General features: G+C 69.5%; 25 protein-coding genes and 1 tRNA gene. 12 read left to right on the top strand and 14 right to left on the bottom strand.

All coding sequences use genetic code 11. From position 1 onward, the window contains the following. Positions 1–15: 15 nt before the first annotated feature. Complete coding sequence (gene mftR / locus SHK19_RS15690) at positions 16–570, bottom strand: mycofactocin system transcriptional regulator (protein WP_405030433.1); 555 nt, start codon at positions 568–570, stop codon at positions 16–18. A 130-nt stretch (positions 571–700) separates the two neighbouring features. Here mftR and mftA point away from each other — a divergent pair, with 130 nt between their 5' ends. From mftA to mftF, 7 genes are read left to right on the top strand one after another with little or no spacing between them, the layout of a single operon-like run. Further along, positions 701–814 (top strand): mycofactocin precursor MftA, encoded by a 114-nt coding sequence (gene mftA, locus SHK19_RS15695; protein WP_322455926.1) that lies wholly within the window; start codon positions 701–703, stop codon positions 812–814. Positions 815–830: 16 nt separating this feature from the next. Continuing rightward, positions 831–1109, top strand: a complete 279-nt coding sequence (gene mftB, locus SHK19_RS15700) for a mycofactocin biosynthesis chaperone MftB (RefSeq protein WP_322938702.1) — start codon at positions 831–833, stop codon at positions 1107–1109. Further along, positions 1106–2332: a mycofactocin radical SAM maturase gene (gene mftC / locus SHK19_RS15705; protein ID WP_322936798.1), complete on the top strand. Its 1227-nt coding sequence runs from the start codon at positions 1106–1108 to the stop codon at positions 2330–2332. Before mftB ends, mftC begins: the two co-directional genes overlap by 4 nt. Next, positions 2320–3534, top strand: coding sequence for a pre-mycofactocin synthase MftD (gene mftD / locus SHK19_RS15710; protein WP_322936799.1), 1215 nt, complete (start codon positions 2320–2322; stop codon positions 3532–3534). Before mftC ends, mftD begins: the two co-directional genes overlap by 13 nt. Before the next feature lie 23 nt (positions 3535–3557). Beyond that, positions 3558–4199, top strand: coding sequence for a mycofactocin biosynthesis peptidyl-dipeptidase MftE (gene mftE, locus SHK19_RS15715; protein ID WP_322936800.1), 642 nt, complete (start codon positions 3558–3560; stop codon positions 4197–4199). Continuing rightward, complete coding sequence (locus tag SHK19_RS15720) at positions 4189–4983, top strand: mycofactocin-coupled SDR family oxidoreductase (RefSeq protein ID WP_322936801.1); 795 nt, start codon at positions 4189–4191, stop codon at positions 4981–4983. The genes mftE and SHK19_RS15720 overlap by 11 nt, the downstream gene beginning before the upstream one ends. Further along, on the top strand, positions 4980–6377 hold the full coding sequence (gene mftF, locus SHK19_RS15725; RefSeq protein ID WP_322936802.1) for a mycofactocin biosynthesis glycosyltransferase MftF: 1398 nt from the start codon (positions 4980–4982) through the stop codon (positions 6375–6377). Before SHK19_RS15720 ends, mftF begins: the two co-directional genes overlap by 4 nt. A 605-nt stretch (positions 6378–6982) precedes the next feature. On the opposite strand, the gene SHK19_RS15730 is transcribed toward mftF, so the two are convergent. The 6 genes from SHK19_RS15730 to SHK19_RS15755 form a co-directional block, all read right to left on the bottom strand. Further along, a tRNA-Met gene (locus tag SHK19_RS15730) sits at positions 6983–7056 on the bottom strand. Positions 7057–7118: 62 nt separating this feature from the next. Further along, a complete protein-coding gene (locus SHK19_RS15735) occupies positions 7119–10142 on the bottom strand; it encodes a UPF0182 family membrane protein (protein ID WP_322936803.1) in 3024 nt (1007 codons plus the stop codon). Next, entirely contained in the window at positions 10139–10705 is a 567-nt protein-coding gene (locus SHK19_RS15740) for a PPA1309 family protein (RefSeq protein WP_322456024.1), read from the bottom strand. The genes SHK19_RS15735 and SHK19_RS15740 overlap by 4 nt, the downstream gene beginning before the upstream one ends. 14 nt (positions 10706–10719) lie before the next feature. Then, positions 10720–11775, bottom strand: coding sequence for a YlbL family protein (locus SHK19_RS15745; RefSeq protein WP_322456025.1), 1056 nt, complete (start codon positions 11773–11775; stop codon positions 10720–10722). Positions 11776–11832: 57 nt separating this feature from the next. After that, the gene (locus SHK19_RS15750; RefSeq protein ID WP_322936804.1) at positions 11833–12153 is read right to left on the bottom strand and encodes a hypothetical protein; all 321 of its coding nucleotides are present in this window, start codon (positions 12151–12153) and stop codon (positions 11833–11835) included. Between the two features lie 34 nt (positions 12154–12187). Continuing rightward, entirely contained in the window at positions 12188–12616 is a 429-nt protein-coding gene (locus tag SHK19_RS15755) for a molybdenum cofactor biosynthesis protein MoaE (protein ID WP_322456027.1), read from the bottom strand. A 50-nt stretch (positions 12617–12666) separates the two neighbouring features. On the opposite strand from SHK19_RS15755, the gene SHK19_RS15760 reads away from it, so the two are divergent. Both SHK19_RS15760 and SHK19_RS15765 read left to right on the top strand, forming a co-directional pair. Next, positions 12667–14085, top strand: coding sequence for a zinc-dependent metalloprotease (locus SHK19_RS15760; protein ID WP_322936805.1), 1419 nt, complete (start codon positions 12667–12669; stop codon positions 14083–14085). Next, on the top strand, positions 14082–14621 hold the full coding sequence (locus tag SHK19_RS15765) for an NUDIX hydrolase (protein ID WP_322456029.1): 540 nt from the start codon (positions 14082–14084) through the stop codon (positions 14619–14621). Before SHK19_RS15760 ends, SHK19_RS15765 begins: the two co-directional genes overlap by 4 nt. Positions 14622–14633: 12 nt before the next feature. Here the strand turns inward: SHK19_RS15765 and SHK19_RS15770 are convergent, their stop codons facing one another. The 3 genes from SHK19_RS15770 to SHK19_RS15780 form a co-directional block, all read right to left on the bottom strand. After that, positions 14634–15173 carry a M48 metallopeptidase family protein gene (locus SHK19_RS15770; RefSeq protein ID WP_322456030.1) on the bottom strand — a complete coding sequence of 180 codons (540 nt, stop codon included), beginning with the start codon at positions 15171–15173 and terminating at the stop codon, positions 14634–14636. A 159-nt stretch (positions 15174–15332) separates the two neighbouring features. Continuing rightward, complete coding sequence (locus tag SHK19_RS15775) at positions 15333–16409, bottom strand: PHP domain-containing protein (protein WP_322936806.1); 1077 nt, start codon at positions 16407–16409, stop codon at positions 15333–15335. Positions 16410–16939: 530 nt separating this feature from the next. After that, positions 16940–17740 (bottom strand): enoyl-CoA hydratase/isomerase family protein, encoded by an 801-nt coding sequence (locus SHK19_RS15780; RefSeq protein ID WP_322936807.1) that lies wholly within the window; start codon positions 17738–17740, stop codon positions 16940–16942. 138 nt (positions 17741–17878) lie between these two features. On the opposite strand from SHK19_RS15780, the gene SHK19_RS15785 reads away from it, so the two are divergent. Continuing rightward, on the top strand, positions 17879–18037 hold the full coding sequence (locus tag SHK19_RS15785; protein ID WP_188113260.1) for a DUF5679 domain-containing protein: 159 nt from the start codon (positions 17879–17881) through the stop codon (positions 18035–18037). Positions 18038–18156: 119 nt separating this feature from the next. Next, the gene (locus tag SHK19_RS15790) at positions 18157–19014 is read left to right on the top strand and encodes a hypothetical protein (RefSeq protein ID WP_322456033.1); all 858 of its coding nucleotides are present in this window, start codon (positions 18157–18159) and stop codon (positions 19012–19014) included. Positions 19015–19265: 251 nt separating this feature from the next. Here the strand turns inward: SHK19_RS15790 and SHK19_RS15795 are convergent, their stop codons facing one another. The 4 genes from SHK19_RS15795 to SHK19_RS15810 form a co-directional block, all read right to left on the bottom strand. Further along, positions 19266–19430 (bottom strand): hypothetical protein, encoded by a 165-nt coding sequence (locus SHK19_RS15795; RefSeq protein ID WP_322456034.1) that lies wholly within the window; start codon positions 19428–19430, stop codon positions 19266–19268. A gap of 124 nt (positions 19431–19554) precedes the next feature. Continuing rightward, entirely contained in the window at positions 19555–19746 is a 192-nt protein-coding gene (locus SHK19_RS15800) for a hypothetical protein (RefSeq protein ID WP_322456035.1), read from the bottom strand. Positions 19747–19783: 37 nt separating this feature from the next. Further along, entirely contained in the window at positions 19784–20095 is a 312-nt protein-coding gene (locus SHK19_RS15805) for a WhiB family transcriptional regulator (protein ID WP_322456036.1), read from the bottom strand. Positions 20096–20685: 590 nt separating this feature from the next. Continuing rightward, on the bottom strand, positions 20686–22743 hold the full coding sequence (locus tag SHK19_RS15810) for an ATP-dependent helicase (protein ID WP_322936808.1): 2058 nt from the start codon (positions 22741–22743) through the stop codon (positions 20686–20688). 108 nt (positions 22744–22851) lie between these two features. On the opposite strand from SHK19_RS15810, the gene SHK19_RS15815 reads away from it, so the two are divergent. Next, a complete protein-coding gene (locus SHK19_RS15815) occupies positions 22852–23100 on the top strand; it encodes a mycoredoxin (RefSeq protein ID WP_322936809.1) in 249 nt (82 codons plus the stop codon). The last annotated feature ends 8 nt before the right edge of the window (positions 23101–23108 follow it).

Here is a 23108-nt window from a genome sequence, read left to right on the forward strand (position 1 = left end):
TCACCGGAATCGCGCTTACGTGGCGAGATGCTCCGCAAGCGATGCCATCGCCGCCTCGAGCAGCGTCGGCAACGACGCGTCCGGCGACTCGAGCCATTGCTCGTACGCCGACAGGGCCAGCGCCAGCGACACGTGGCCGACCGTCCTCGGCATCAGGTCGTCCGCCTCGAGTCCGCGTCGGTCGGCGACGTAGTCCGCGATGACGGCGCGCCACTCGGCATACCGCAGGACCGAGTGCGCCTGGAGTGCCGGGGTCCGGAGGATCAACCGCATCCGGTCGCGGTGGGGAGGCTGGGAATCCTCGGGGAACTCGTTGAACGCGAGCACGCCGCGGTGCACCGCCTCGTGCAGCGGAAGGTCGGTCGGCATGCCGGCGAGGATCTGGCGGAACCCGTCGAGGGTCCGGTCGAACTGCCCCCACGGGATGTCGTTCTTCGAGGAGTAGTAGCGAAAGAGGGTGCGGCGACTGACCCCGATCTCAGCGGCGATCGCCTCGACGGTGGTCGCCTCGAAACCCTGTTCGGCGAAGAGCCGGAACGCCGCCTGCTCGATCTCGGCGTGCGAGGTCACCTCGGGCCGCCCCGCCCCAGAACGCCGGCCAGCTGAGGGCATCGACAAACCTTTCGTCTCGAGCTCTTCCATTATGGCATCCGATGCATTTATTGTGTGACCTCCACCACGCCGCACGGAAGGAAGCGCCATGAGCCAGACCCACATCACGAGTCCCGAAGTCCACCCCTCCAACGACGAGCCGATCCTCGCAGAGGACCTCATCGAAGAGGTCTCCATCGACGGCATGTGCGGCGTCTACTGAGACGGCGACGACCGTGATGCTCGATGAGGCCTGGGCGCTGTCGCCGTCGGTCGCCCTGCGGCCCGAGCGGTTCGGCGCTCTGGCCTACCATTTCGGCAACCGCAAGCTCACCTTCCTGAAGCGGCCCATGCTGGTGGCGGTCGTTCGCGGCCTCGCCACGCAGCCTGACGTGCGGAGTGCCCTGGCCGCAGCCGGCGTACCGGCACACCAGCACGCGGCGTACGCCGAAGCGCTGCGCGGGCTCGCCGCGACCGACCTGATCAGGCCGCGCGCGGCCGCCGAAGGAGCCGCATGACCGCCGTCCAGGAACGTCCGACCACCGGATCGCTGGTGGCGCAGTTCGAGCTCGGTCTCGACGCTCCCATCTGCCTGACCTGGGAGCTCACCTACGCCTGCAACCTGGAGTGCGCGCACTGCCTCTCGAGCAGCGGCCGCCGTGACCCGCGCGAGCTCAGCACCGAACAGTGCGAGGCGGTGATCGACGAGCTCCAGCGGATGCAGGTCTTCTACGTCAACATCGGCGGTGGGGAGCCGACGATCAGGCCGGACTTCTGGCATCTGCTCGAGTACGCCGTGGATCACCAGGTCGGGGTGAAGTTCTCCACCAACGGGGTCCGGATCACACCAGAACGGGCCCGGTTCCTGGCCAGCACCGACTACGTCGACGTCCAGATCTCCCTCGACGGGGCGACCGCCGAGGTCAACGACTACGTGCGCGGGCCGGGATCTTTCGACATGGCTCTCGTCGCGTTGCAGAACCTCCAGGACGCCGGGTTCCGGGACGCGAAGATCTCGGTGGTCTGCACCCGGCAGAACATCGGCCAGCTCGACGAGTTCAAGGCCCTGGCGGACCGGTTCGGCGCCACCTTGCGGCTGACCCGGCTGCGGCCGTCCGGTCGCGGCGCTGATGTGTGGGACGAGCTCCACCCTCTGCCCGAACAGCAGAAGGTGCTCTACGACTGGCTGATGACCCATGGCGAGAACGTGCTGACGGGGGACTCGTTCTTCCACCTCTCTGCGTTCGGTGAGGCGCTGCCGGGGCTCAACCTGTGTGGCGCAGGACGAGTGGTCTGTCTGATCGACCCGATCGGGGACGTCTACGCCTGCCCGTTCGCGATCCATGACAACTTCCTGGCTGGCAATCTCCTTGCCGACGGCGGCTTCCAGCAGGTCTGGCAGACCTCGGAACTCTTCCGCGAGCTCCGTGCACCACAAACCGGTGGAGCCTGCTCAAAGTGCACGTTCTATGACACCTGCCGCGGTGGGTGCATGGCCGCCAAGTTCTTCACCGGCCTCCCCCTCGACGGACCCGACCCCGAGTGCGTCCAGGGGTACGGCGAGACGGCCCTCGCCGGTAACCGGACGATTCCTGCACCTTCCCAGGACCACTCCAAGGCAGGCCCTACCCGCAACCAACCGGTCATGCTGCAACTGCTGACCCGGCCACCAGTCTCCGCATGCGCCGAGAGCCCACTCGCCGGATTCGACCCCGAACACGTCAGCGGGTGCTGCTCGTGAAGGTCGAGAACCCATGGAAGCAGAACCCATGGTTCGAGTCGGTTGCTGTTGCGCAAGAGCGTGCCCGCAAACGGCTGCCCCAGCCGGTGTACGGCGCGTTGGTCGCGGGGTCCGAGCGCGGCCAGAGCATCGCGGACAACGAGTCCGCCTTCATGGAGCTTGGCCTCGCTCCTCATGTCGCCGGCCAGCAGGGCGAGCGCTCCCAGGCGACATCGGTGATGGGCCAGGACATCTCGCTTCCGGTGATCATCTCCCCCACCGGTGTACAAGCCGTGCACCCCGACGGCGAGATCGCCGTCGCAAGGGCCGCGGCCGCTCGGGGCACGATCATGGGGTTGTCAAACTTCGCGTCCAAGTCCGTGGAAGAGGTCACCGCAACAGGGGCGACGACGTTCTTCCAGATGTACTGGACCGGTGACCGCGACGTGATGATCCAGCGCATGGAACGTGCACGGGCCGCGGGCGCCAAGGGCCTGATCGCCACCCTGGACTGGTCATTCTCGATGGGTCGCGACTGGGGCAGCCCCGAGATCCCCGAGAAGGTCGACGTCAAGACCATGATCCGGATGGCACCCAAGGTCGCCACCAAACCACGCTGGATCCGCGACTTCGCCCGCTCCGGTGGGTTCCCCGACCTGACTGCCCCGAACCTCGCTCCGCCCGGAGGCGCCGCACCCACCTTCTTCACGGCGTACTACGAATGGATGACCACACCCCCGCCGACCTGGGATGACGTGGCCTGGATGCGCGAGCACTGGACCCAGATCAGTGGGATGCCTTTCATGCTCAAAGGCGTCTGCCGCATCGACGACGCCCTTCGAGCGGTCGATGCCGGTGTCACTGCCATCTCGGTGTCCAACCATGGCGGCAACAACCTCGATGGCACTCCAGCCGCGATCCGCATGGTGGCCCCCATCGCGTCCAAGGTCGGGGACCAGATCGAGGTCGTCATGGACGGCGGCATCCGTCGCGGCAGTGACGTCGCCAAAGCAGTCGCTCTCGGCGCTCGTGCGGTGATGATCGGCCGTGCGTACCTCTGGGGTCTGGCCGCCAACGGGCAAGCAGGGGTCGAAAACGTCCTCGACGTGTTGCGTGGCGGTGTCGACTCTGCGCTGTTGGGCATGGGCCACTCCTCGATCCATGACCTCAGCCCCGACGACCTGGTCATCCCGGCAGGGTTCCACCGCGAGCTCGGCGTCTGACCATGTCCAGCCATGGGCGCGACTTGGCCGAGGTCACCTGGACCGAGCTGCCAGAGCGCCCCCTCGTCCTCGTGCCGGTCGGCTCGACCGAGCAGCACGGCCCGCACCTCCCGTTGGAGACTGACACCCTGATCGCGACCGCGGTCGCTCACGAGCTGGCTGGGCTGCTCAACGGGTACGTCGCTCCCGCACTGTCGATCGGCGCCAGCGGAGAGCACCAGGGCTTCCCCGGCGTACTCTCTATCGGAACCGAGGCCCTGCACATCGTCCTTGTCGAGCTGGTGCGTTCACTGTCCCTGTGGGCCGGACACGTACTCGTGATCAACGGGCACGGCGGCAACCTCGACGCCGTCAGATCCGCCTCAGAGCAACTCCAGCAAGAGGGACACCATGTCGACTGGATCCCCTGTGCTGTCCAATGTGATGCACACGCCGGTCACACCGAGACATCCCTGCTGCTGCACCTGGCACCGTGGCTCGTCCGGCCTACCCTGGCCGCGGTTGGCAACACCCGGCCGGTGACCGAACTTCTGCCCGCACTGAGGGCGAACGGCGTGCGCGCGGTCGCGCCGAATGGCGTCCTCGGAGACCCCACACGCGCGACCGCCGCCGCTGGCGCCGCCCTGTTCCGACAGATGGTGGAGACTGCCCGACGTGGACTTTGAACGCGTAGCGCTTGTCACCGGTGCCGCCCGCGGCATCGGTGCCGCCACAGTTGCCGAGCTCTGCGGACTCGGGTATGGCATCACCGCCCTGGACGCCTGTACCGGAGGCAACGTCGCCCCCGGTGTCGGTTACCCCATGGCAACCCCCGACGACCTCCACCAGCTCGCTCACAAGTTCCCCGACCAGGTACTCCCCATCGAGTCCGACGTCCGTGACCTCGAAGCCCTCCACTCCGCGGTGAACGCAACCCTCGACCGCTTCGGGCGGCTCGACGCCGTCGTCGCAGCTGCCGGAGTTGTCGTCGGAGGTCTCGCCCAGTGGGAGACGCCCGAGGAGCACCTGCGGACCCTGATCGACATCAACGTCATAGGTGTGTGGAACACCGCCGCCGCCGCACTGCCTTCCATGCTGGCCGGGCCCGACCCTGGGGGCTGCCGGTTCGTCGCCGTCGCATCCGCCGCCGGCGAACGGGGCCTCTACAACCTGACCGGATACGTCGCCAGCAAGCATGCAGTGATCGGCATCGTCCGCGGATTAGCTGCCGACCTGGTCGGCACCGGGATTGCTGCGATTGCCGTCGCGCCGGGATCCACCGATACCCCGATGCTTGCGGCCACTGCCGATCTCTACGACTCGACCCCGCACCAACTCGCCGAGCACCAGGGCATTCGCCGGCTCCTGACACCGGAGGAGATCGCCGCCACGGTCGCGTTGTGCTGCTCGCCCGCCGGAGCCGCACTCAACGGATCGGTCGTACGCGCCGACGGCGGATTCGCCGGATGACCCTGCCGCAGGGCTTTCGGGTCCGGCTCGCGGATGGACTCCTGTACGCCGACGGAGGACGCCTGCTTGTCGGAGGCTCGCCCCTGACGGCGATCCGCTTGAGCGAGCGCGCTCGGAGAATGCTTGAGGACGGCACGGTGACCGTCGCCGACGAAGCGAGTGCCCATCTCGCAGAACGCCTCCTCGCCAACAATGTGGGTATCCCGGATCTCTCGGCGGCCCCGACCGCTGAAGCCGACAAGATCACGGTGGTTGTCCCGGTCCGTGACCGTCCTGAGCAACTCGACCGTGCTCTGAGTGCCCTTCATCCCTTGCCCTGCGTCGTCGTCGACGACGCCTCCCTCGACCCCGACCTGGTCGCGCAGGTCGTCAGCCGCCACGGCGCTGATCTCATCTCCTTGCCGGTCAACCTCGGACCCGCCGGCGCACGCAACGCCGGGCTCGCCACCGTCAGCACGCCGTATGTCGCCTTCGTCGACTCCGACGTGGAGGTCACAGCCACCAACCTGCTGAAGCTGGTCCGGCACTTCTCCGATCCCGAGGTCGCCCTGGTCGGACCACGGGTCGCCGGCATCTCCAGATCCGACGACCCTGCCTGGTTCGAGAAGTACGACGCGATGGCTTCTTCACTCACCCTCGGAACAACACCGGGCAATGTCAGACCAGGCGCAGCCGTAGCCTGGCTCCCCAGCGCCTGCCTCGTCGCACGCACCGATGCGATCGCCGCTGGCTTCGACTCAGACCTCCGCGTAGGCGAAGACGTCGACCTCGTGTGGCGACTGATCGAGACCGGCCATCGGGTTCGCTACGACCCCACCGTCGAGGCCCACCACGATGCCCGCTCAACCATGCGCGGCTGGCTGAGCCGCAAGTTCGTCTACGGCACGGGCGGGGCCACCCTCGCTGCCCGCCACGGCAACAAACTGGCACCCGCTGTGCTCAGCCCCAGCTACGCCGTCGCCGCCGCAACTCTGCTGCTCCACAATCGTTGGGCGGGGCCCGTCACGGTAGTCACGCTTGGGTTCGCGACTCGATCGATCCGTACCTCCTTGCCCGAGGCGTCCGGGAGGAACGCGATCGCGGTCCGCCTCGCCATCCGCGGCCTCATGTGGGCGGTACGTCAGGAGTCTGCACTTGTGCTCAGGCATTGGTGGCCGGCGGCGCTGGCCGGAACTCTGGTTTCACGCAGCTTCAGCAAGACGGTTGCCACCGCACTCGCCGTTGATGCCGCCGTTGCTGTCTCTGAGCACTGGGACTCTGATGCGCGCCCCGGACTCGCGGCCATAGCCGCCGGCCGCCGCTTGGATGACCTTGCCTACGGAACCGGTCTGTGGTGGGGAGCCCTCAAGGCACGCTCCCCCCGCGCACTCGCTCCGCGCCGCCCTTCCTCTTGACGTGTGCTCAATGCTGTGTCGAGGATCGGAGATCCATCAGGATTTCTGGTGGCGCACCTTTATTTTCTCGCGCGCTTCCAAGGCAGCTTTGATGCCGAGTGCATGAGCGTTGGCGAGCATCTACCTCTGGGATTCGCCGCTCGAGGTCCGCTCGTAATGCAGCACCTGACATTCAGCGAGTTCCAGGCAGCGCCTTCACGACGGACTACTAATCCGTCCCGATGCCCGATTTTGCCATGCGGCGGCCGAGGCGCCCACTCACCAGACTGATCACCGGACCGGCCCTAGAAGGACAGTCGGCAATCGGTGCAGCAGACGGCCCAGACTCATGCGAGCACGCTTGGTTGCTTTGCAAATGACCCAGAGGTCACGGTCAAAATGCCGCCGAAACGACGTCCACGCCGGGCTCAGCTCGTCCCCGGATGTCCCGGCGTATCCAGATTCGTGTAGGACGCCACGCTCAGCTCGTGGCCGAGCCACGGGACGCCGCGACCACCCTCGCGCGCGCCGACTGCTTGCAGATGCGGACAAACAGCGGTCGAGGAACGCCAGAGGCGGTTCTCGGATCTCTCCGCAAACCGCCTCTGACCTGCTCTCTTACTTTGTAGCGGGGGCAGGATTTGAACCTGCGACCTCTGGGTTATGAGCCCAGCGAGCTACCGAACTGCTCCACCCCGCGTCGGCGAACCCAACGTTAGAGCATTGGACGAGGCCGCTCCAAATCGAAACCGGCGATCCCGATCACTCTCCGGTCGACTCGTCGGTCGGCTCGGTCGGCTGGTCTCCGGGTTGGTCGCCCCCGTCGCGCTGCGCGGAGATCGTGAGAGCCTGCCGCACCTTCTCCTCGGCTTGCTCGAGCAGCTCGGCCCACTCTGCGGTGTCATTGCGGCTCTGGGCCTCCTCGGCCCGGTCGAACAGGTCGCTGGCATCTTGCAGAAGCTCCGCGATCCGCTCTTCAGGCGTCTGCTCCTCGCCTGGCTGGCCGCCCGGCCCCTGGCCGTTGTTCTGGCCGTTGTTGTCGCCCGGGTTCTGGCCGTTGTCGTTCTCGTCGTCCTGCGCCTCGAGGCCGAGGGCGTCGGCGAGGGCGAGCGGGATGTCGCGGCCGATCCCGACGTCCGCTCCGTAGCGCACGATGACGTACTGAAGGATCGGGAAGCTCGAGGTCGCTCCCGGCCGCACCGCGTAGACCGGCTGGATGTTGATGAGTCCGCTGCTGAGGGGCACCGTCAGCAGGTTGCCGAACACCGGTGGTGTCGCGCCCTGGACGCGGAACTGCTGCAGCGTGTCGCTGACGCCCTCGTCCTGCTGCATCTCGTTCGCCACCTGACCGGGACCGTCGGCGTTGGCGTCGCTGACATTGAGCACCTGGATCTGACCGAAGCTGTCGTACTCCTCCGCGGTGTTGGCGTCGATGTCGGAGTCGACCGACACGAACGACGCCAGGTTGCCCTTGCCCCGCGGCACGAACACCGAGGTGAGCGACCACTGACCACTGTCGGTCGCAGTGGTGCCGGTGAAGACCCGGTACGGCGGCTGCAGGGCGCCGGTCTGCTCCGGATCGGCCGGGACCTCCCACCGCTCGCTGCCCTCGTAGAAGTCGCTGGCGTCGGTCACGTGGTAGCGGGCGAGCTGGTAGCGCTGCACCTTGAACAGGTCCTCGGGGTAGCGCAGGTGCTCCATCAACGGGTCCGGGATCTCCGCCCGCGGCTTCACCGTGCCGGGGAAGGCACTCATCCACGTGCGGAGGATCGGGTCCTCCTCGTCCCAGGCGTAGAGCGTGACCGTGCCGTCGTAGGCGTCAACGGTCGCCTTCACGGCCGAGCGCATGTAGTTGATCTCGTCGGTCGGGATGGTCTGCAGCCCGGTGTCGTCCTGGAGCGAGTCGTCGATCATGGACTCGAACGACTCGCGCTGCGAGTTCGGGTAGCGGTCCGTGGTGGTGTAGCCGTCGAGGATCCACTGGATCCGGCCGTCGATCACTGCCGGGTAGGGGTCGCCGTCGACCGTCAGCCACGGAGCGACCTTCTCGACGCGGGTCTGCGGGTCGCGGTTGTAGAGCACGCGCGAGCTTCCGTTTACCCGGCCGGACAGCAGGAAGTTGGTCTCACCGAACTTGACGGCGTACATCAGCTGGCGGAAGGTGCTGCCGACGTCCACGCCGCCGTCGCCGTCGTACGTCGTCGCCTGCTCCTCCTCCTCGTCGGCGCTGTTCATGCCGAGCTCGACGTCGTCGGCATCCTCCGAGGACTTGCCGACCACGGAGTACTCCGGGCTCTGCTCGCCGTAGTAGACGCGGGGCTCGAAGCCCTCCTGCTCGGTGAAGACGTTGTCATCGGAGTCGATGCCCTCCGCCCACCGGATGTTGCCGCTGTCGCCCGTGGCCGGCACCTCGTTGGCGTACGCCGCGATGATGCCCTCGCCGTGGGTGTAGACGGTGTGCAGGTTCGACCAGTTGCGATCGGCGATCTCGTCCTGGTCGAGCTCCCGTACGCCGAGCACCAGCGGCGTCTCGACGACCTGCCCCGACTCGGGGTCGGTGAGCTTGTAGCGGTCGACGTCGAGCACCGGCGCGACGGAGTAGTAGACCTGGGGCTGCTGGGTCTGCTCGAAGGTCTCGCGGACCTGCTTCGGGTCGACGACCGGCACCTGGTCGAGCTGGGACTGCAGGGCCGTCAGGGCCCTGGCGTCGTCGGGGATCGCACTCTCGTCGGGGATCGCCTGATAGTCCTCGGACTCGACATCGGCGATGTCGTAGGCCTGCGTCGTGGCGTCGATGTTCTCCTGGATGTACGTCTCTTCCTTGTCCGCCTCGGTCGGCTTGACCTGGAAGTTCTGGACGATCGCCGGCCAGATCATGCCGAGCAGGATCGCGGAGAGCACGAGCAGCGCGAGCCCCACGGACGGCAGCTGCCAGGTGCGGCGCCAGATGTTGAGGAAGAAGAGCACGGCGCAGATCAGCGCGACGCCCATCAGGATGTTCCGGGCAGGCAGCAGCGCGTTCTCGCCGGTGTAGTTCATCCCGGTGAAGAGCGAGTTGTCGTTGGTCACCAGGTCGAAGCGGTCCAGGTAGTAGTCCACGCCCTTGGCCAGCACGAAGATGCCGAGCAGCACGGAGAACTGCACCTGTGCCGCGCCGGAGAGGCGGTCGTGCTGCACCTGCAGCCGGATGCCGCCGTACAGGTAGTGGACGACGGCCGTGGCGAGGATCGCGACGACCGCCGCAGCCATCACGAAGTCCACGACGTAGTGCCACCACGGCAGGCTGAACACGTAGAAGCTGATGTCCTTGTCGAAGTAGGCGTCCTTCTGGTCGAACGGCTGGGAGTGCCGCCAGAGCAGGTAGGTGCGCCAGTTGCCGAGCGCGGACGTGCCGGCGAAGATGCCGACCACGGTCGCCACTCCCGCGAGCAGCCAGGTGCGGATCGGGGTGACGGCGTCGCGGTAGCGGTCGACGCTGCCGTCGCCGCCGGGGATCCGGAACAGCGGTCGGAAGCGGTAGGCGAGGTACATGTTGACGGCGACCGCCGCGGCCATGAACAGGCCGAAGACGAGGAACAGGCCGATGCGGGTCCACAGCATGGTGCTGAAGACCTGTCCGTAGCCGACCTCGTCGTACCAGAGCCGGTCGGTGTAGATCGTCGCGAACGTCGTCAGCGCGAAGAACCCCACCACCAGCACGACGCCGGTGATGACCAGCGCGCGGGCACGACTGCCGGGCCGCCGGGTCTCGACGTCCCCGGGCTCGTCATCGAACAGGTCGCTCACTGTGTTGTCTCCCCTGATTCATCGGACTCGTCCTCAAGTGTGGCTCGCAGCAGGGCAAGCAGGCTCGGGACGAGGTCCGGCCCGCCCATCACCGAAGCGTCTTCGTCGTGTGCGCGCAACCGCACGGCGCAGTACGACGCGGCGTGCCGGGTCACGCCGGCAACGATCCTGACCTCCTGGCGGTCGGGGTGCTCGCGGGCGAACTCCACCGCCTCCGCCGGGTCGTCGGGGATCTGGCCGTCCGCGGCCGGCGGCAGCACCAGCCGCTCGACGACGGCGGCGCAACCGACGACACCGTCCGGCCAGCTGATCGACGGCAGGAGCTCTTCGAGCTCCTGCCCGGCGTCCAGCGCATCCTGCTCGATCGGGGTCAGCGAGCCGCGCTCCCGGGGCTCGTCGAGACCCAAGGCGGAAGCCAGGGCCGGCTCGTGCGCCACCAGCCGGGAGGTGTCGACGAGGGCGTACAGCCGCGCCGGCTGGTCCCATCCGGCGTCGGCGTGATGCTTCTCTATCTCCAGCACGGCGGCCGCCAGCGCGGGATCGATCTCGAGCTCGAAGTCCATGTCCAGTTGTCCGCTCAGCAGCTCGGCAGGTCGGCGTCGCGGTCGGCGGCCCACGCCTCGAGGTCTTCGAGCGCCTGCGGCATCGTGGTGGCCTTGACCAGGGTCAGGTCGGTGTCGAGGCCGGCGACGTCGGGGCAGTTGTCAGCGGGCACGAAGAACAGCTCGGCATCGGCATCCTCGGCGCCCGCGATCTTCTGCTGGATGCCGCCGATCGCGCCGACGCTGCCGTCGTCGGCGAGCTCACCCGTGCCGGCGATGATCTCGCCGTCGGTCAACGAGCCCGGCGTGAGCGTGTCGTAGATCGCCAGTGAGAACATCAGGCCCGCGCTCGGGCCGCCGATCGAGTCGTCGACCCGGATCGACACGTCGAACGGGAAGTCGTAGCCGAGTCCCGGGGTGATGCCGATCCGCATCTGTCCGTCGACCTCGCGCGGCTCGATCTCGACCGTGAGTTTCGTGTCGCCGCGTTCGACGAGCAGCTCGACCGGGTCGCCGGGGCCGTGGCGCTGGATGCCGTCCACGAGCTGCTGTGCGACATCTTTCTCCCCGGTGGCGTCCAGCGGCTCGCCATCGATCTCCAAGAGCTTGTCGCGGACGCGCAGCTCCCCGAACGCGGCGCCGTCCTCCTCGACGAAGGCGACCTGCAGCGCGGTCGGCACCTCGTAGTCGAGCTCGCGCAGGGCGGTCGCCACGGCGGTGTCCTGGGAGCCGACCATCGACACCGCGCCCTGACGTCGCTCGTCCTCGGCGGTCTGGTCGGGCGGGTGAGCGATGTCGTACGGGATCACGGCCTGGTCGCCGTCGATCCACGCCGCGAGCGCCTCGACAAGCGACTTCTTGTCGTCGCGCCCGGAGGTCTGGACGGTGGTGAACCGGATCTCGCCGTCGTCGCGGAAGGTCTCGTGCCCGTCGACCTGGATGATCTCCGACTCGTTGCCGTCCTTCGCGAGCACGTCGAAGGTCGGGCCGGGACTGTAGACGGAGTACGGAAGCGGCACGAACGCCGCCAGCACCAGGAGGAGGAGGGTCAGCGGCGCCGCGAAGGCGAAGGCGATCCACCGCTGGGTCATGGCGATACCTTCTCACCCGACGCCAAGGCGGCCGGGACCGGATCTCCGATGGTTCGGCTAGGAGGCGCGGCGGTCGCCGGTCGGGGGCTCTTCCTCGATGGGAGCCGTCGACGGCTCCGCCGGCTCGCTCAGGGTCGGCAGCACGGTCGGGCGCATCCGTGACGGACGGAGCGCGACGCCGGTGCTGCGGTCGGGGGTACGACGGGCCACGGCGTAGCCAGGACGCCGCTTCTGCTCGCGGCCCAGCGCCTCACCCAACCGACGCGCGGCGGTCTCGCGGTCGACCTCACCGCGTCCCTCACGACCCCACCAGCCGACCCACAGCATCGTCACGAGCGTGACGACGCCGGCGGGCACCAGCCAGAAGAGGATCTCCACCTGGCGAGAGTACGTCGGCGCTCGGGCCGGTCGACTACGGCGCGCCGACCCACTCTTCCGTGCCATCGGTGAACAGCTGGTGCTTCCAGATCGGCACCTCGGCCTTGAGGGTGTCGATGAGCGCACGGCTCGCCTCGAACGAGCTCCCGCGGTGTCCGGCCGTCGTTGCCACCACGACCGCGAGGTCGCCGATGGCCAGGTCGCCGACCCGGTGGACGGCGGCGACACCGCTGACGTCGTACTCCTCGGCGACGCGGGCGCAGACCTCCTGCAGCCGGTCGAGCGCGCTCGGGTGCGCCGAGTAGGACAGCCCGGTCACGCCCTTGCCCTGGTCGTGGTCGCGGACCCGGCCGACGAAGACGACCAGGCCGCCGGACGCGTCGTCGTCGAGGCTCTTCAACACGTCGTCGACCGAGAGCGGCGTCTCCTGGATGCCCACGAGGCGGACGGCGGGGTTGCTCATGGGGACAGCCTAGAGGCGTCTGAGTTGGCGATCCCGCGTAGTTTGGAGGCATGAGCAACGATCCCGACCCCGGCGATCCCGCACAGCCCGAGGAGCCCAATCCGTTCAAGGGCACGCCGTTCGAGCACCTCTTCGCGGCCGGCGGACCACTCAGCGGGATGGCCGGCCTGGGCAACCTCGGCAACCTGGCCGGCGGCGCCGGCGGCATGGACTTCAACCAGATCATCAGCCAGTTCAAGGCGATGATGGAGCCCCACGAGGGTCCGCTGAACTGGAAGGTCGTCGACGACCTTGCCCGGTCGGCGGTCGCGCAGCAGCCCGACCCCTCCCCCGGCCGGCGCGACCACGACCGGGTCGCCGACGCGGTCCAGCTCGCCGACCACTGGCTCGACGTGGCGACCGAGTTCCCCTCCGGGGTGACGTCGACCGCGGCCTGGAGCCGCGCCGAGTGGGTCGTCGAGACCCGCCCGGTGTGGAAGGTGCTGGTCGAGCCGGTCGCGGCGAAGTCGGTCAGCGGCATCGGCAACGCACTCCCCCAGGAGATGCAGGGGGCAGCCGGACCGCTGCTCGGCATCATCGGCCAGGCGGTGGGCGGCATGCTCGCCTCGCAGATCGGACAGGGTCTCGGCGGCCTCGCCGGCGAGGTGCTGACCGCCTCCGACATCGGCCTCCCGCTCGGCTCGCACGGCAAGGCGGCGCTGGTGATGAGCAACGTCCGGGAGTTCGCCGACGGCCTCGACGTCTCCGAGGACGACGTCCTCCTCTACCTCGCGCTGCGCGAGGCCGCCCACCAGCGCCTGTTCGCCCACGTGCCGTGGCTGCGGGAGCACCTGGTCGGCGCGGTGACGGACTACGCGCAGGGCCTCGAGCTCGACATGCAGCAGATGCAGGAGCGCATCCAGGAGCAGATGGGTGGCATCAACCCGATGGACCCCGCGTCGACGCAGGGCCTGCTCGAGGGCGGGCTGTTCGAGCCGCCGGTCTCGCCCCAGCAGGAGGCGGCGCTGTCCCGGCTCGAGATCGCGCTGGCGCTGGTCGAGGGCTGGGTCGACGAGGTGGTCGGGCAGGCGACGGCCGAGCGGATGCCCGCGGCGACCAAGCTGCGCGAGGCGGTACGCCGGCGCCGCGCCGCCGGTGGCCCGGCCGAGCAGACGTTCGCTGCGCTCGTGGGCCTCGAGCTGCGGCCGCGCCGGCTGCGCGACGCCTCGACCCTGTGGGGCGGGCTGCGGACCCGGTCCGGCGCGGAGGCGAGGGACGGCGTGTGGATGCACCCCGACCTGCTGCCGACCGCTGCCGACCTCGACGACCCGTTGTCCTTCCGCGCCGAGGCCACCCAGCCCGACGACCTCACCGAGGAGGCGTTCGACGAGGAGCTGCGCAAGCTGCTCGACGGCGACGTCCCGGACGCACCCGAGGCACCCGAGGCACCCGAGGCACCCGAGTCCTCCGACTCCCCCGACGGCGAGTGACCCTCCGAGACGACGCGCTGGCGACGCTGCGTGCCTGGAGTGCGCCCGACGCCGCACAGGGCGTACTGCGCACTCGGTTCGTCGCGCACCTCGAGCGCGCGGGCGACGGCATGTGGCGCTCGTCGTACCCCGACCACATCACGGCCGGCGCGCTGGTGATCGACGGCGCGGGCGAGCGGGTACTGCTCAACCTGCACGGCAAGGCCAGGCGGTGGTTCGCGTTCGGTGGGCACGCCGAGCCGGGCGACCCGACCCTGGCCGAGGTGGCGGCGCGGGAGGCGCGGGAGGAGTCCGGGATCCCCGACCTCCGTCTGGTGCCGGTGCCCGCGCAGCTCGACGTGCACCCGGTGCCGTTCTGCGATCCGCGGGGAGAGGTGCACCACCTCGACGTCCGTTACGTCGCGATCGCGCCGCCGGCCGCGCGGGAGGTCACCAGCGACGAGTCGCTCGACGTGCGCTGGTGGCCGGTCGACGCGCTCCCGGAGCTGGAGCCGGGGATGGTGGACCTGGTCGGGATCGCGCGCTCGCTGGTCTGACTCGTCGACGTCCTAGTCGGCGTCGGTGGAGATCGGCTCGCTGCCCGGCGGCGGGTCGAGCCGCGCCGCCTCGGACCAGCCGAGCAGGTAGCCCTTCGCCTTGTCGGTGTGGGGGTAGTGCCCCACCCAGCCCCAGAACGCCTCGTTGTGGCCCGGCTCGAGCAGGTGGGCGAGCTCGTGCACCAGGACGTAGTCGACGACCCAGTCCGGCATCCGCTGCAGCCGTTCGCTCAGGCGGATGGTGCGGTCCCCGGGCGTGCACGACCCCCACCGCGACCGCTGGTTGGCCACCCACGTGACCGACGTCGGCTGGGCCAGCCCGCCGAGGTAGCGGTCGTTGAGCTCGTGCGCCCGCTGCATCAGACCCTCGTCGGTGCGCCGGCCGCGCTCCTCACGCCGCTGGAGCCGGGCCACCATCTTGCGCACCCAGTCGCGCTCCTCGGCCTTCGACAGGTTGTCGGGCAGCAGCACGACGATCCGGTCGTCCTCCAGATAGGCCGACACGGTCCGGCGCCGCCGCCGCGAGCGGCGTACCTCAACGTCCGGCTCCATGCCGAAACGCTACCTGTGCCCCAGCCCGCGAGCACGCAAGCGCAGCGAGGCGCAGCCGACCCGGCGCAAATCCGCAGAGCGAGCGCAGCGAGCGGAGCGGATCTGCGCCGTGTCGGCGGAGCAAAGCTGCCTCGTGCGGAAGAGACGCAACTGCCGACCTCAGCCCCGCCCACCAGCCGCCCAGGCCAGCAACCGGTCCACCGGCCAGGTGTTGACGATCCGGTCCGGCTCGATGCCCGCGGCCTCCGCCCGTTCGCAGCCGTACAGGAGGAAGTCGAGCTGGCCGGGTGCATGGGCATCGCTGTCGATCGAGAACAGGCACCCGATGTCGCGCGCCAGCTCCAGCAGCTCCATCGGTGGATCGCGTCGCTCCGGACGCGAGTTGATCTCGACCGCCACGTCGTGCTCCGCGCACGCCTCGAAGACGGCGCGGGCGTCGAACTGCGACGGCGGCCGCTTGCCGCGATTGCCGGTCACCAGGCGGCCGGTGCAGTGGCCGAGCACGTTCATCCACGGGTTGCGGATCGCCGTGAGCATCCGCTTCGTCATCACCGCGCGCTCGGCACGCAGCTTGGAGTGGACGCTGGCCACCCGTACCTCGAGCCGGCCCAGCATCTCCTCGGTCTGGTCGAGGCCGCCGTCCTCGAGGATGTCGACCTCGATGCCCTTGAGCAGCCGGAACTGGTTCGACGGCTCCGGCCCGGCGAGCACGGACAGGTGGTTGTTGACCGCCTCGACCACGTCGAGCTGACGGGTCAGCCGCTCGACGCTCAGGCCCCGGGCGATCGTGAGCCGCGGGGAGTGGTCGGTGAGCACCAGGTAGTCGTGGCCGAGCTCGATCGCGGTCATCGCCATCTCCTCGATGGGCGAGCCGCCGTCGGACCAGTCGGAGTGGGAGTGCAGGTCACCGCGGAGGGCGCCGCGGAGGAGCTCGCCCCCGGCCGCGGGGAGAGCGCCGTACTGCTCCTCGGCCTCGGCCAGCCGCTCCGGGACCCGCCCGGCAACGGCGTCGCTGATCACCCGCGCGGTGCTGTTGCCGACACCGGCCAGCTCGGTCAGGGTGCCGTCGGCCGCCCGCCGCGCCACCTCGTCGGCCGGCAGCGGCAGGATCGCGGCTGCCGCCTTGCGGTAGGCCTGCACCTTGTAGGTGTCGGCACGGCCCCGCTCGAGCAGGAACGCGATCCGGCGCAGCGCGGCGACCGGGCTGCCGTCGTACGGGTCGCCTGCGGTGGTCACCGGATCACCCTTGCAGCCGACCCCGACAACCGAAAATCAGGCACAAATATGTTTTGTCCACAGCCGGTGGAGGAGCGGGGGACGGCGTCGTTGCTGGTCACACGGAGGTACGGCGTCCGCCGGGTGCTCGATTTCCCCACCTCGTCCACAGCCCGAACAGCCATTTCCCCCGTCTCTCCACGGCGGTTCCGCATCGTCCACATCCTCATCCACAGGCTCGTCCACAGGACGGGGTCCCCGTGGATTGACCGGGTTCCCCGTGCTGCCTAGCGTTGCCCGCAGATGGGGCCCCCGGGTCGCCACCGCCGTTCGCAAGGGGAAGGCAAGCGGCGCGAAGCGAACCGGGGGTCACTTCATTTTTCACTGGCCGAGCGTGTCGCAGACGGTGCTTGCCACCCGGGCCATCGCAAGCTCGGCCCAGGGGCTGCGCACCGTGCGGCTTCGCCGCGGTGCGACACGCTGCCGGCCGCGCGGTCGAGGCGGTCAGGGGTTGCGGCTGCATGGCGACTTACGAACCCGGCGCGGGTGGGTCATCGGCCTTCGAACGCCGGCGCCCGCTTCTCCTGCGCCGCCCGGATGCCCTCCTGCAGGTCGGCGGTCGCCAGCGTCACCGGTTGCGCGAGCGCCTCCCAGTCCAGGCAGGCCTCGATGCTCGCGTGCCCCCGCGCCAGCGCAGTCTTGGTCAGCCGCGCGGCGATCGGCGCGGTCGCGGCGACCTCCGCCGCCGTCGCGACGACCTGGTCGCGGAAACCGTCGGGCTCCAGCACCCGCGACACCAGGCCGAGGGCGAGCGCCTCGTCGGCGTCGACCAGACGGCCGGTCAGCAGCAGGTCACGGGCCGCGGCCGGGCCGACCACGTCCGGCAGGAGGTACGTCGTCGCCATGCCCGGGTGCATGCCGAGCCGGAGGAACGGCACTCCCATCCGGGCCCCGCGAGCGGCGTACCGGATGTCGCACGCCAGCGCCATCGCCAGCCCGGCGCCGATGGCCGGTCCGTTGATCGCGGCGATGGTCGGCACCTCGAGCCGGCGGATCGACAGCCAAGCGCGGTAGAACGGCAGCATCCGCGACCGGAGCTGGTCGACGGTGGCGTCCGGCTCCCCCGCGATCCAGGACGTGTTGCCGCCGGCGCAGAACGCGCTGCCCTCCCCGGTCACCACGACCGCCCGTACTTCGGGGTCGTCGGCGAGGTGGTCGACCGCCCGGACCCACGACGCGGTCATCTCGTCGCTCATCGCGTTGCGCATCTCCGGGAGGTCCAGGACGAGCATCGCGACCCCCGAAATGGGCCGTTCGAGCCGCAGATGGGTCAGCGCACTGATTTCAGACATACCGGGCACGGTACTGCGCCTGGAGTTGAGCGTGCCGTAGCCTCAGAGAGGTTCGCGGTCGCGTGCCGTGAACCCCGGCGGGCTTCCCCATACCCTCCCGTCGCGACGACCGAAGTGAAGATGAGCAAGGAGGCCGTCATGGCGGAGACCTGGAGCGGTGAGTTCTACTGCGTGAAGTGCAAGGAGAAGCGCGAGGCGAGCGGTGAGGTCAAGGTCAACGACAAGGGCACCCGCATGGCGAAGGCCGTCTGCCCCGTGTGTTCGACCAACCTGAACCGCATCCTCGGCAAGGCCTGAGCACCCCTCAGACAACCGCAGCGGGCGGCCCCACCCTCGTGGTGGTGCCGCCCGCTGCCGTGTCGAGACCCTGTGGATGACGACCGACGGCGGCCGCCGATCCGTGTCAGCCTGCATCCATGGCTCCCGTACCGACGTCCGCCACGACCGTCGAGCTGCGGCTCCGGCCCGGCGCACCGGTCGTACGGCGGGATGAGGACACCCTCCAGGTCGGCCTGCACCCGCCCCACGCGGTCCGGGTGCCGGACCAGCCCGAGGTTCGGGCTCTCCTCGACGCGCTCCGCGCCGGCGCGGATCCCGGTGAGCTGGCCCCGGTCGCCGTCCGCGCCCTCGACAGCCTGCTGACGGCCGGCCTGGCGTTCCGTACCGCAGCGGGGGTCACCCCGGACCTGGACGTCGCCCAGGCCCAGCACGGCGCCGACGGCCAGCGTCGCCTGGCCGAACGCGCCCGTCACCGGGTCGGTGTCCGCGCCGGCGAGGCGTCTCGTGCGATCCTCGACGACCTGATGGCGCTGGCCGGGCTCGGCGTGGACGACGCCTCACCGTCGGTGTGGCTGGTGGTCACCTCCGGTCCGATCACCCGCGGGACCATCGATCCACTGGTCCGGGCCGGCGCACCGCACCTGTTGGTCTGTGGCGACGGCATCGGCCGCCGGATCGGCCCGTTCGTCGAGCCGGGCCGTACCGCCTGCCTGCGCTGCATCGACGCCCACGAGGCCGAGGCCGACCCACGCCGGCCGTTCCTGGTGGAGCAGGCGGCGCTCGCCTCCACCGGCGACGAGCCGGTCGACCCGGTGCTCGACCGGCTCGCACTGGCGTGGGCGGTGCGCGACCTCTGCCGCTACTTCGAGGGCGACGAGCCGAGCACCTGGTCCGCCACGGTCGACCTCGGCCCGACCGAAGCACCGCGGGTCGTTCGCTGGCTGCGGCACCCTCACTGCGGTTGCGCGTGGGACCTGCTGTTCGACCTGCCATGAGGATCCGCCTCGCTCGTCGATAGCCCGAGCCGCCAGGCGAGGGCGTATCGAGACGCCCGCACGCGAACGCACACCGCGGAACCCCAGGCACCTCACCGCGTCTCGATACGCCCTCGCTCGTCGATAGCCCGAGCCGCCAGGCGAGGGCGTATCGAGACGCCCGCACGCGAACGCACACCGCGGAACCCCAGGCACCTCACCGCGTCTCGATACGCCCTCGCTCGTCCCTCGCGACGGCTACTCGACGACCGCTACCACCACTCGGACTCGAGCTTGCTCTCCATCGCACGGAGGTGCTCGCGCGAGCAGGTGTCGCAGTAGCGGCGGGTCCGGCCGCGCTCGACCGCCGCGGTCCAGGTCAGCGGGGGTTCGTCGCCCGGAGCCACGCTCCCGCAGTAGTCGCAGGTCACCGGCACGGGGATCAATCTATTTGAAAAATGTCGAAGGCCGGAGCACGACGGGTTGCGTCGTGCTCCGGCCTTCTTACTTGTCACCCGCGATCAGGTGCCCGGAGGAGGTCCTCCGAGGTACTGCCTCTCGTCAGAGAGCGCGAGCAAGGGCGAGGCGAGCCTGCTGCGCTGCGCGCTCAGCCTTGCGGCTGACGCGACGGGCGCGGGCCAACTTGGCCTCGCGCAGCTGCTGCGCCTCTCCCAGGCGCGCGGACATATGCGCGCGTGCCAGGTCTTCATTCATGAGGTTCATCTGATTGCTCCAGTTCAAGGTCTGAGTCATTGGGTTCGTTGTTGATTCCGGTTCGGAGGATGGGTGGCTACGCCGCGGTGGCGTCCTTGCGGGGCCGGCCGCGGGGCCGCTTGCGGGGGATCACCGCTCCCTGCAGGAAGAGCTCACCGCCCCAGACACCCCAGGGCTCACGCCGCTCGAGCGCTCCGGTCAGGCACATCTGCTGGACCGGGCAGTCCTTGCACAGGGTCTTGGCGAACTCCACGTCGCTGGGAAGCTCCGCGAACCACAGTTCCGGGTCGTTGATCCGGCACGGCAGTCGGTCGGCGTCCAGCTCGACGTAGATCTCGGCCTCGTCGTGCAAGTTGCTCAGCGTGGGCTCGAGAACACTGGTCGTCATGTTTCACCTCCTCGTTTCTGACCTGATCGCGTTGGTCGTTTCATCGGATCCGGGTCTGCGGCGATTCGTTTTCTCTGGGTTTGTCAGGCCCTGAGAAACACGAAGGCCGCGGATCCCGGTTTCGGGTTCCGCGGCCTGGAGGCTGCCGAGCTGAGTCTTGTGAGATCAGATCGGTGGGCTCCAGGTCCTAGAACCCGGGACGGTGCCGGCGAAGCCGACGTGTCCCATGACGGGGGTTGCGGTCACGCGAACGCGCTTCGCCCAAATCGCCTGGGCGGCCGCACCCTGCGCCGTGCCGAAACGCACGTCGCTCCGGACGTCGTACGTCCGGAGATCGGTGGCCGGGGTGGCACACGGGAGCGCGAGCGCGCGAGCAGACTGCGGCGCTGCGGTGATTCGCATCGTGTTGTTCTCCACTGTGGCCACCTCCTTCGGGGCTATCGGGCGCGGGCCTTGCCAGGGCCTGGAAGCGCAAGGTCTTCAGTACGTGAGCAGTACGCTAGCGGCGGTTCCGCGTAAGGAGCAAACCATTTAATGACTATTTCGGAGTTTTCTTTCCGAAGTGGTCTGGACCACCGGCGGCGCAGCACTCACACGTCGTTGCTGAGGAGCGACAGAACCTCGTCGCCGTACTTCTCGATCTTGCTCGGGCCCACCCCGTTGATCGCCCGCAGCGCCTGCTCGTCGCCCGGCTTGTGCTCGGCGATCAGCTCGAGGGTGGCGTCGGTGAAGACGACGTACGCCGGCACCTCGTCGTCGCGTGCCCGCTCCAGCCGCCAGGCCTTGAGCCGGTCGAAGAGTCCCTCGTCGTAACGCACGGGGTGGTGGGAGCACCGTCCCCGCTTCTTCTCCGCGGCCGTGCCGAGCGGCTGGCTGCACTCGCGGCAGCGAGCGACCTTGCTGCGGGCCCGACCACCCGGCTGCGCCTGCTCGCGCTCGGGCAGCAACGGCGTGAGGAACCGGGACGGCTGCCGGCGCGCGGCCTGACCCGGGTTGCGGGCCGCGGCCCAGGTGACGGTGAGGTCGCGGCGCGCCCGGGTCATGCCGACGTAGAGCAGCCGTCGCTCCTCCTCGACGGTCGCGTCGCGATCGGCGTAGGTGATCGGCAGCGTGCCGTCCTGGACGCCGGCGCAGAACACGGCGTCCCACTCGAGGCCCTTGGCCGCGTGGAAGGTCGCCAGCGTGACACCGTCGGCGGCCGGGGCGTGCTGCTCGGCGGCGCGACGGTCCAGGTCCTCGACGAAGGCAGCGAGGTCTGCGCCGGTGTGCTCGCTCCCGAACTCCTCGGCCTGGGTGACCAGCGCCTGCCACGACTCCCAGCGGTCGCGCACCTGGCCGCGGCCGGTCGGCGGTTCGGCCGTCCAGCCCATGCCGCCGAGCACGCCGCGCACCGCCTCGAGCCACGGCAGCTCGTCGGTCTCACCCGAGCGCGCGGCGCCACGGAGCCGGACGACGGCCTCCCGCACCTCGGCCCGCTCGAAGAAGCGGGCGGCGCCGCGGACGACGTAGGGGATGCCGCGGTCGCTCAGCGCGTCCTCGAAGTGCTCGGACTGCGCGTTGATCCGGAACAGCACGGCGATCTGGCCGGGCGGCGTGCCCTTGCGCTGGAGGGCGGCGACCTGGTCGGCGACGTACGTCGCCTCGGCGACCTCGTCGGGATGCCCGACGCACCGCACCGCCGGGCCGGCCTGCTGCTGGGAGCGCAGCTCGACGCCGGCGCTGGGGCTCCCCTTGAGGAGCGTGTTGGCGGACGCGACGACCTGCGGGGTGGAACGGTAGTTGCGGACCAGCTCGACCGAGGTCGTGCCGGGGTAGCGCTTCGGGAAGTCCCGGAGGTACGACGCGTCGGCGCCCGCGAACGAGTAGATCGTCTGTGCCGGGTCGCCCACCACGCAGAGCTCGTCGCGGCCACCGAGCCACAGGTCGAGCAGCGCGGACTGCAGCGGCGAGACGTCCTGGAACTCGTCGACCACGAACCACTTGTACTGCCGCCGGACCTGCGCGGCGACCCGCTCGTCGGACGCGAGCACGCCTGCGGTGAACAGCAGCACGTCCTCCATGTCCATCCGCGACTGCTCGCGCTTGACGTCCTCGTAGTTGCTGAAGACCTTGCTGACGGTCTCGGGCGGCTGGTCGGAGACGCCGCGACCATGCTGCGCCGCGATCGGCGGGTAGTCGTCGGGCCCGACGTTGCTCACCTTGGCCCACTCGATCTCGGACGCGAGGTCGCGCAGCAGCGCCTGGTCGGCCCGCAGCCCCAGCCGGCGGGTGGCGACGGCGAGCATGCCGAGCTTCGACTCGGTCAGCGTCGGCAGCTCGGTGCCGTTGACGTGGGGCCAGAAGTAGCGCAGCTGTCGGAGCGCCGCGCTGTGGAAGGTGCGGGCCTGGACGCCGGGGGCGCCGAGCTGGCGCAACCGGTGGCGCAGCTCGCCGGCGGCGCGGGTCGTGAACGTCACGGCCAGCACCTCGGTCGGCGCGTAGACGCCCGTCTGGACGCCGTGCGCGATTCGATGGGTGATCGCGCGGGTCTTGCCGGTGCCGGCACCTGCGAGCACGCGCACCGGGCCACGGAGCGCCTCCGCGACCTGGCGCTGCTCGGGGTCGAGTGCGCTCAGCAGCTCCTCGGCCTGTGACCCGTGCCTCGTCACGATCAGGAACATCCCCTCATGGCTTCAGGTTGGGCGGTGTGAGAGCGGAGCGACCGGGCAGGTTCCCCGACGTTCCGAGACCCTAGACCGCGGAGGCGACACTTCCCGATGAGCTCGTTCACGATGTACACGACCCCCTGGTGCGGCTACTGCCGTCGCCTGAAGGGCCAGCTCGACCGTGAGGGCATCGCCTACGAGATCGTCGACATCGAGCGGTACCCGGAAGCCGCGCAGGTCGTGGAGGCCGCCAACAACGGCAACCAGACGGTGCCGACCCTGGTCTTCCCCGACGGTACGGCGCTGACCAACCCCTCGGTCGCCCAGGTCAAGGACAAGGTCGCCGCACCGGCCGCTTGATCTTCTCG

The organism is Nocardioides bizhenqiangii (genome assembly GCF_034661235.1).
Taxonomy (GTDB): Bacteria; Actinomycetota; Actinomycetes; order Propionibacteriales; family Nocardioidaceae; genus Nocardioides; species Nocardioides bizhenqiangii.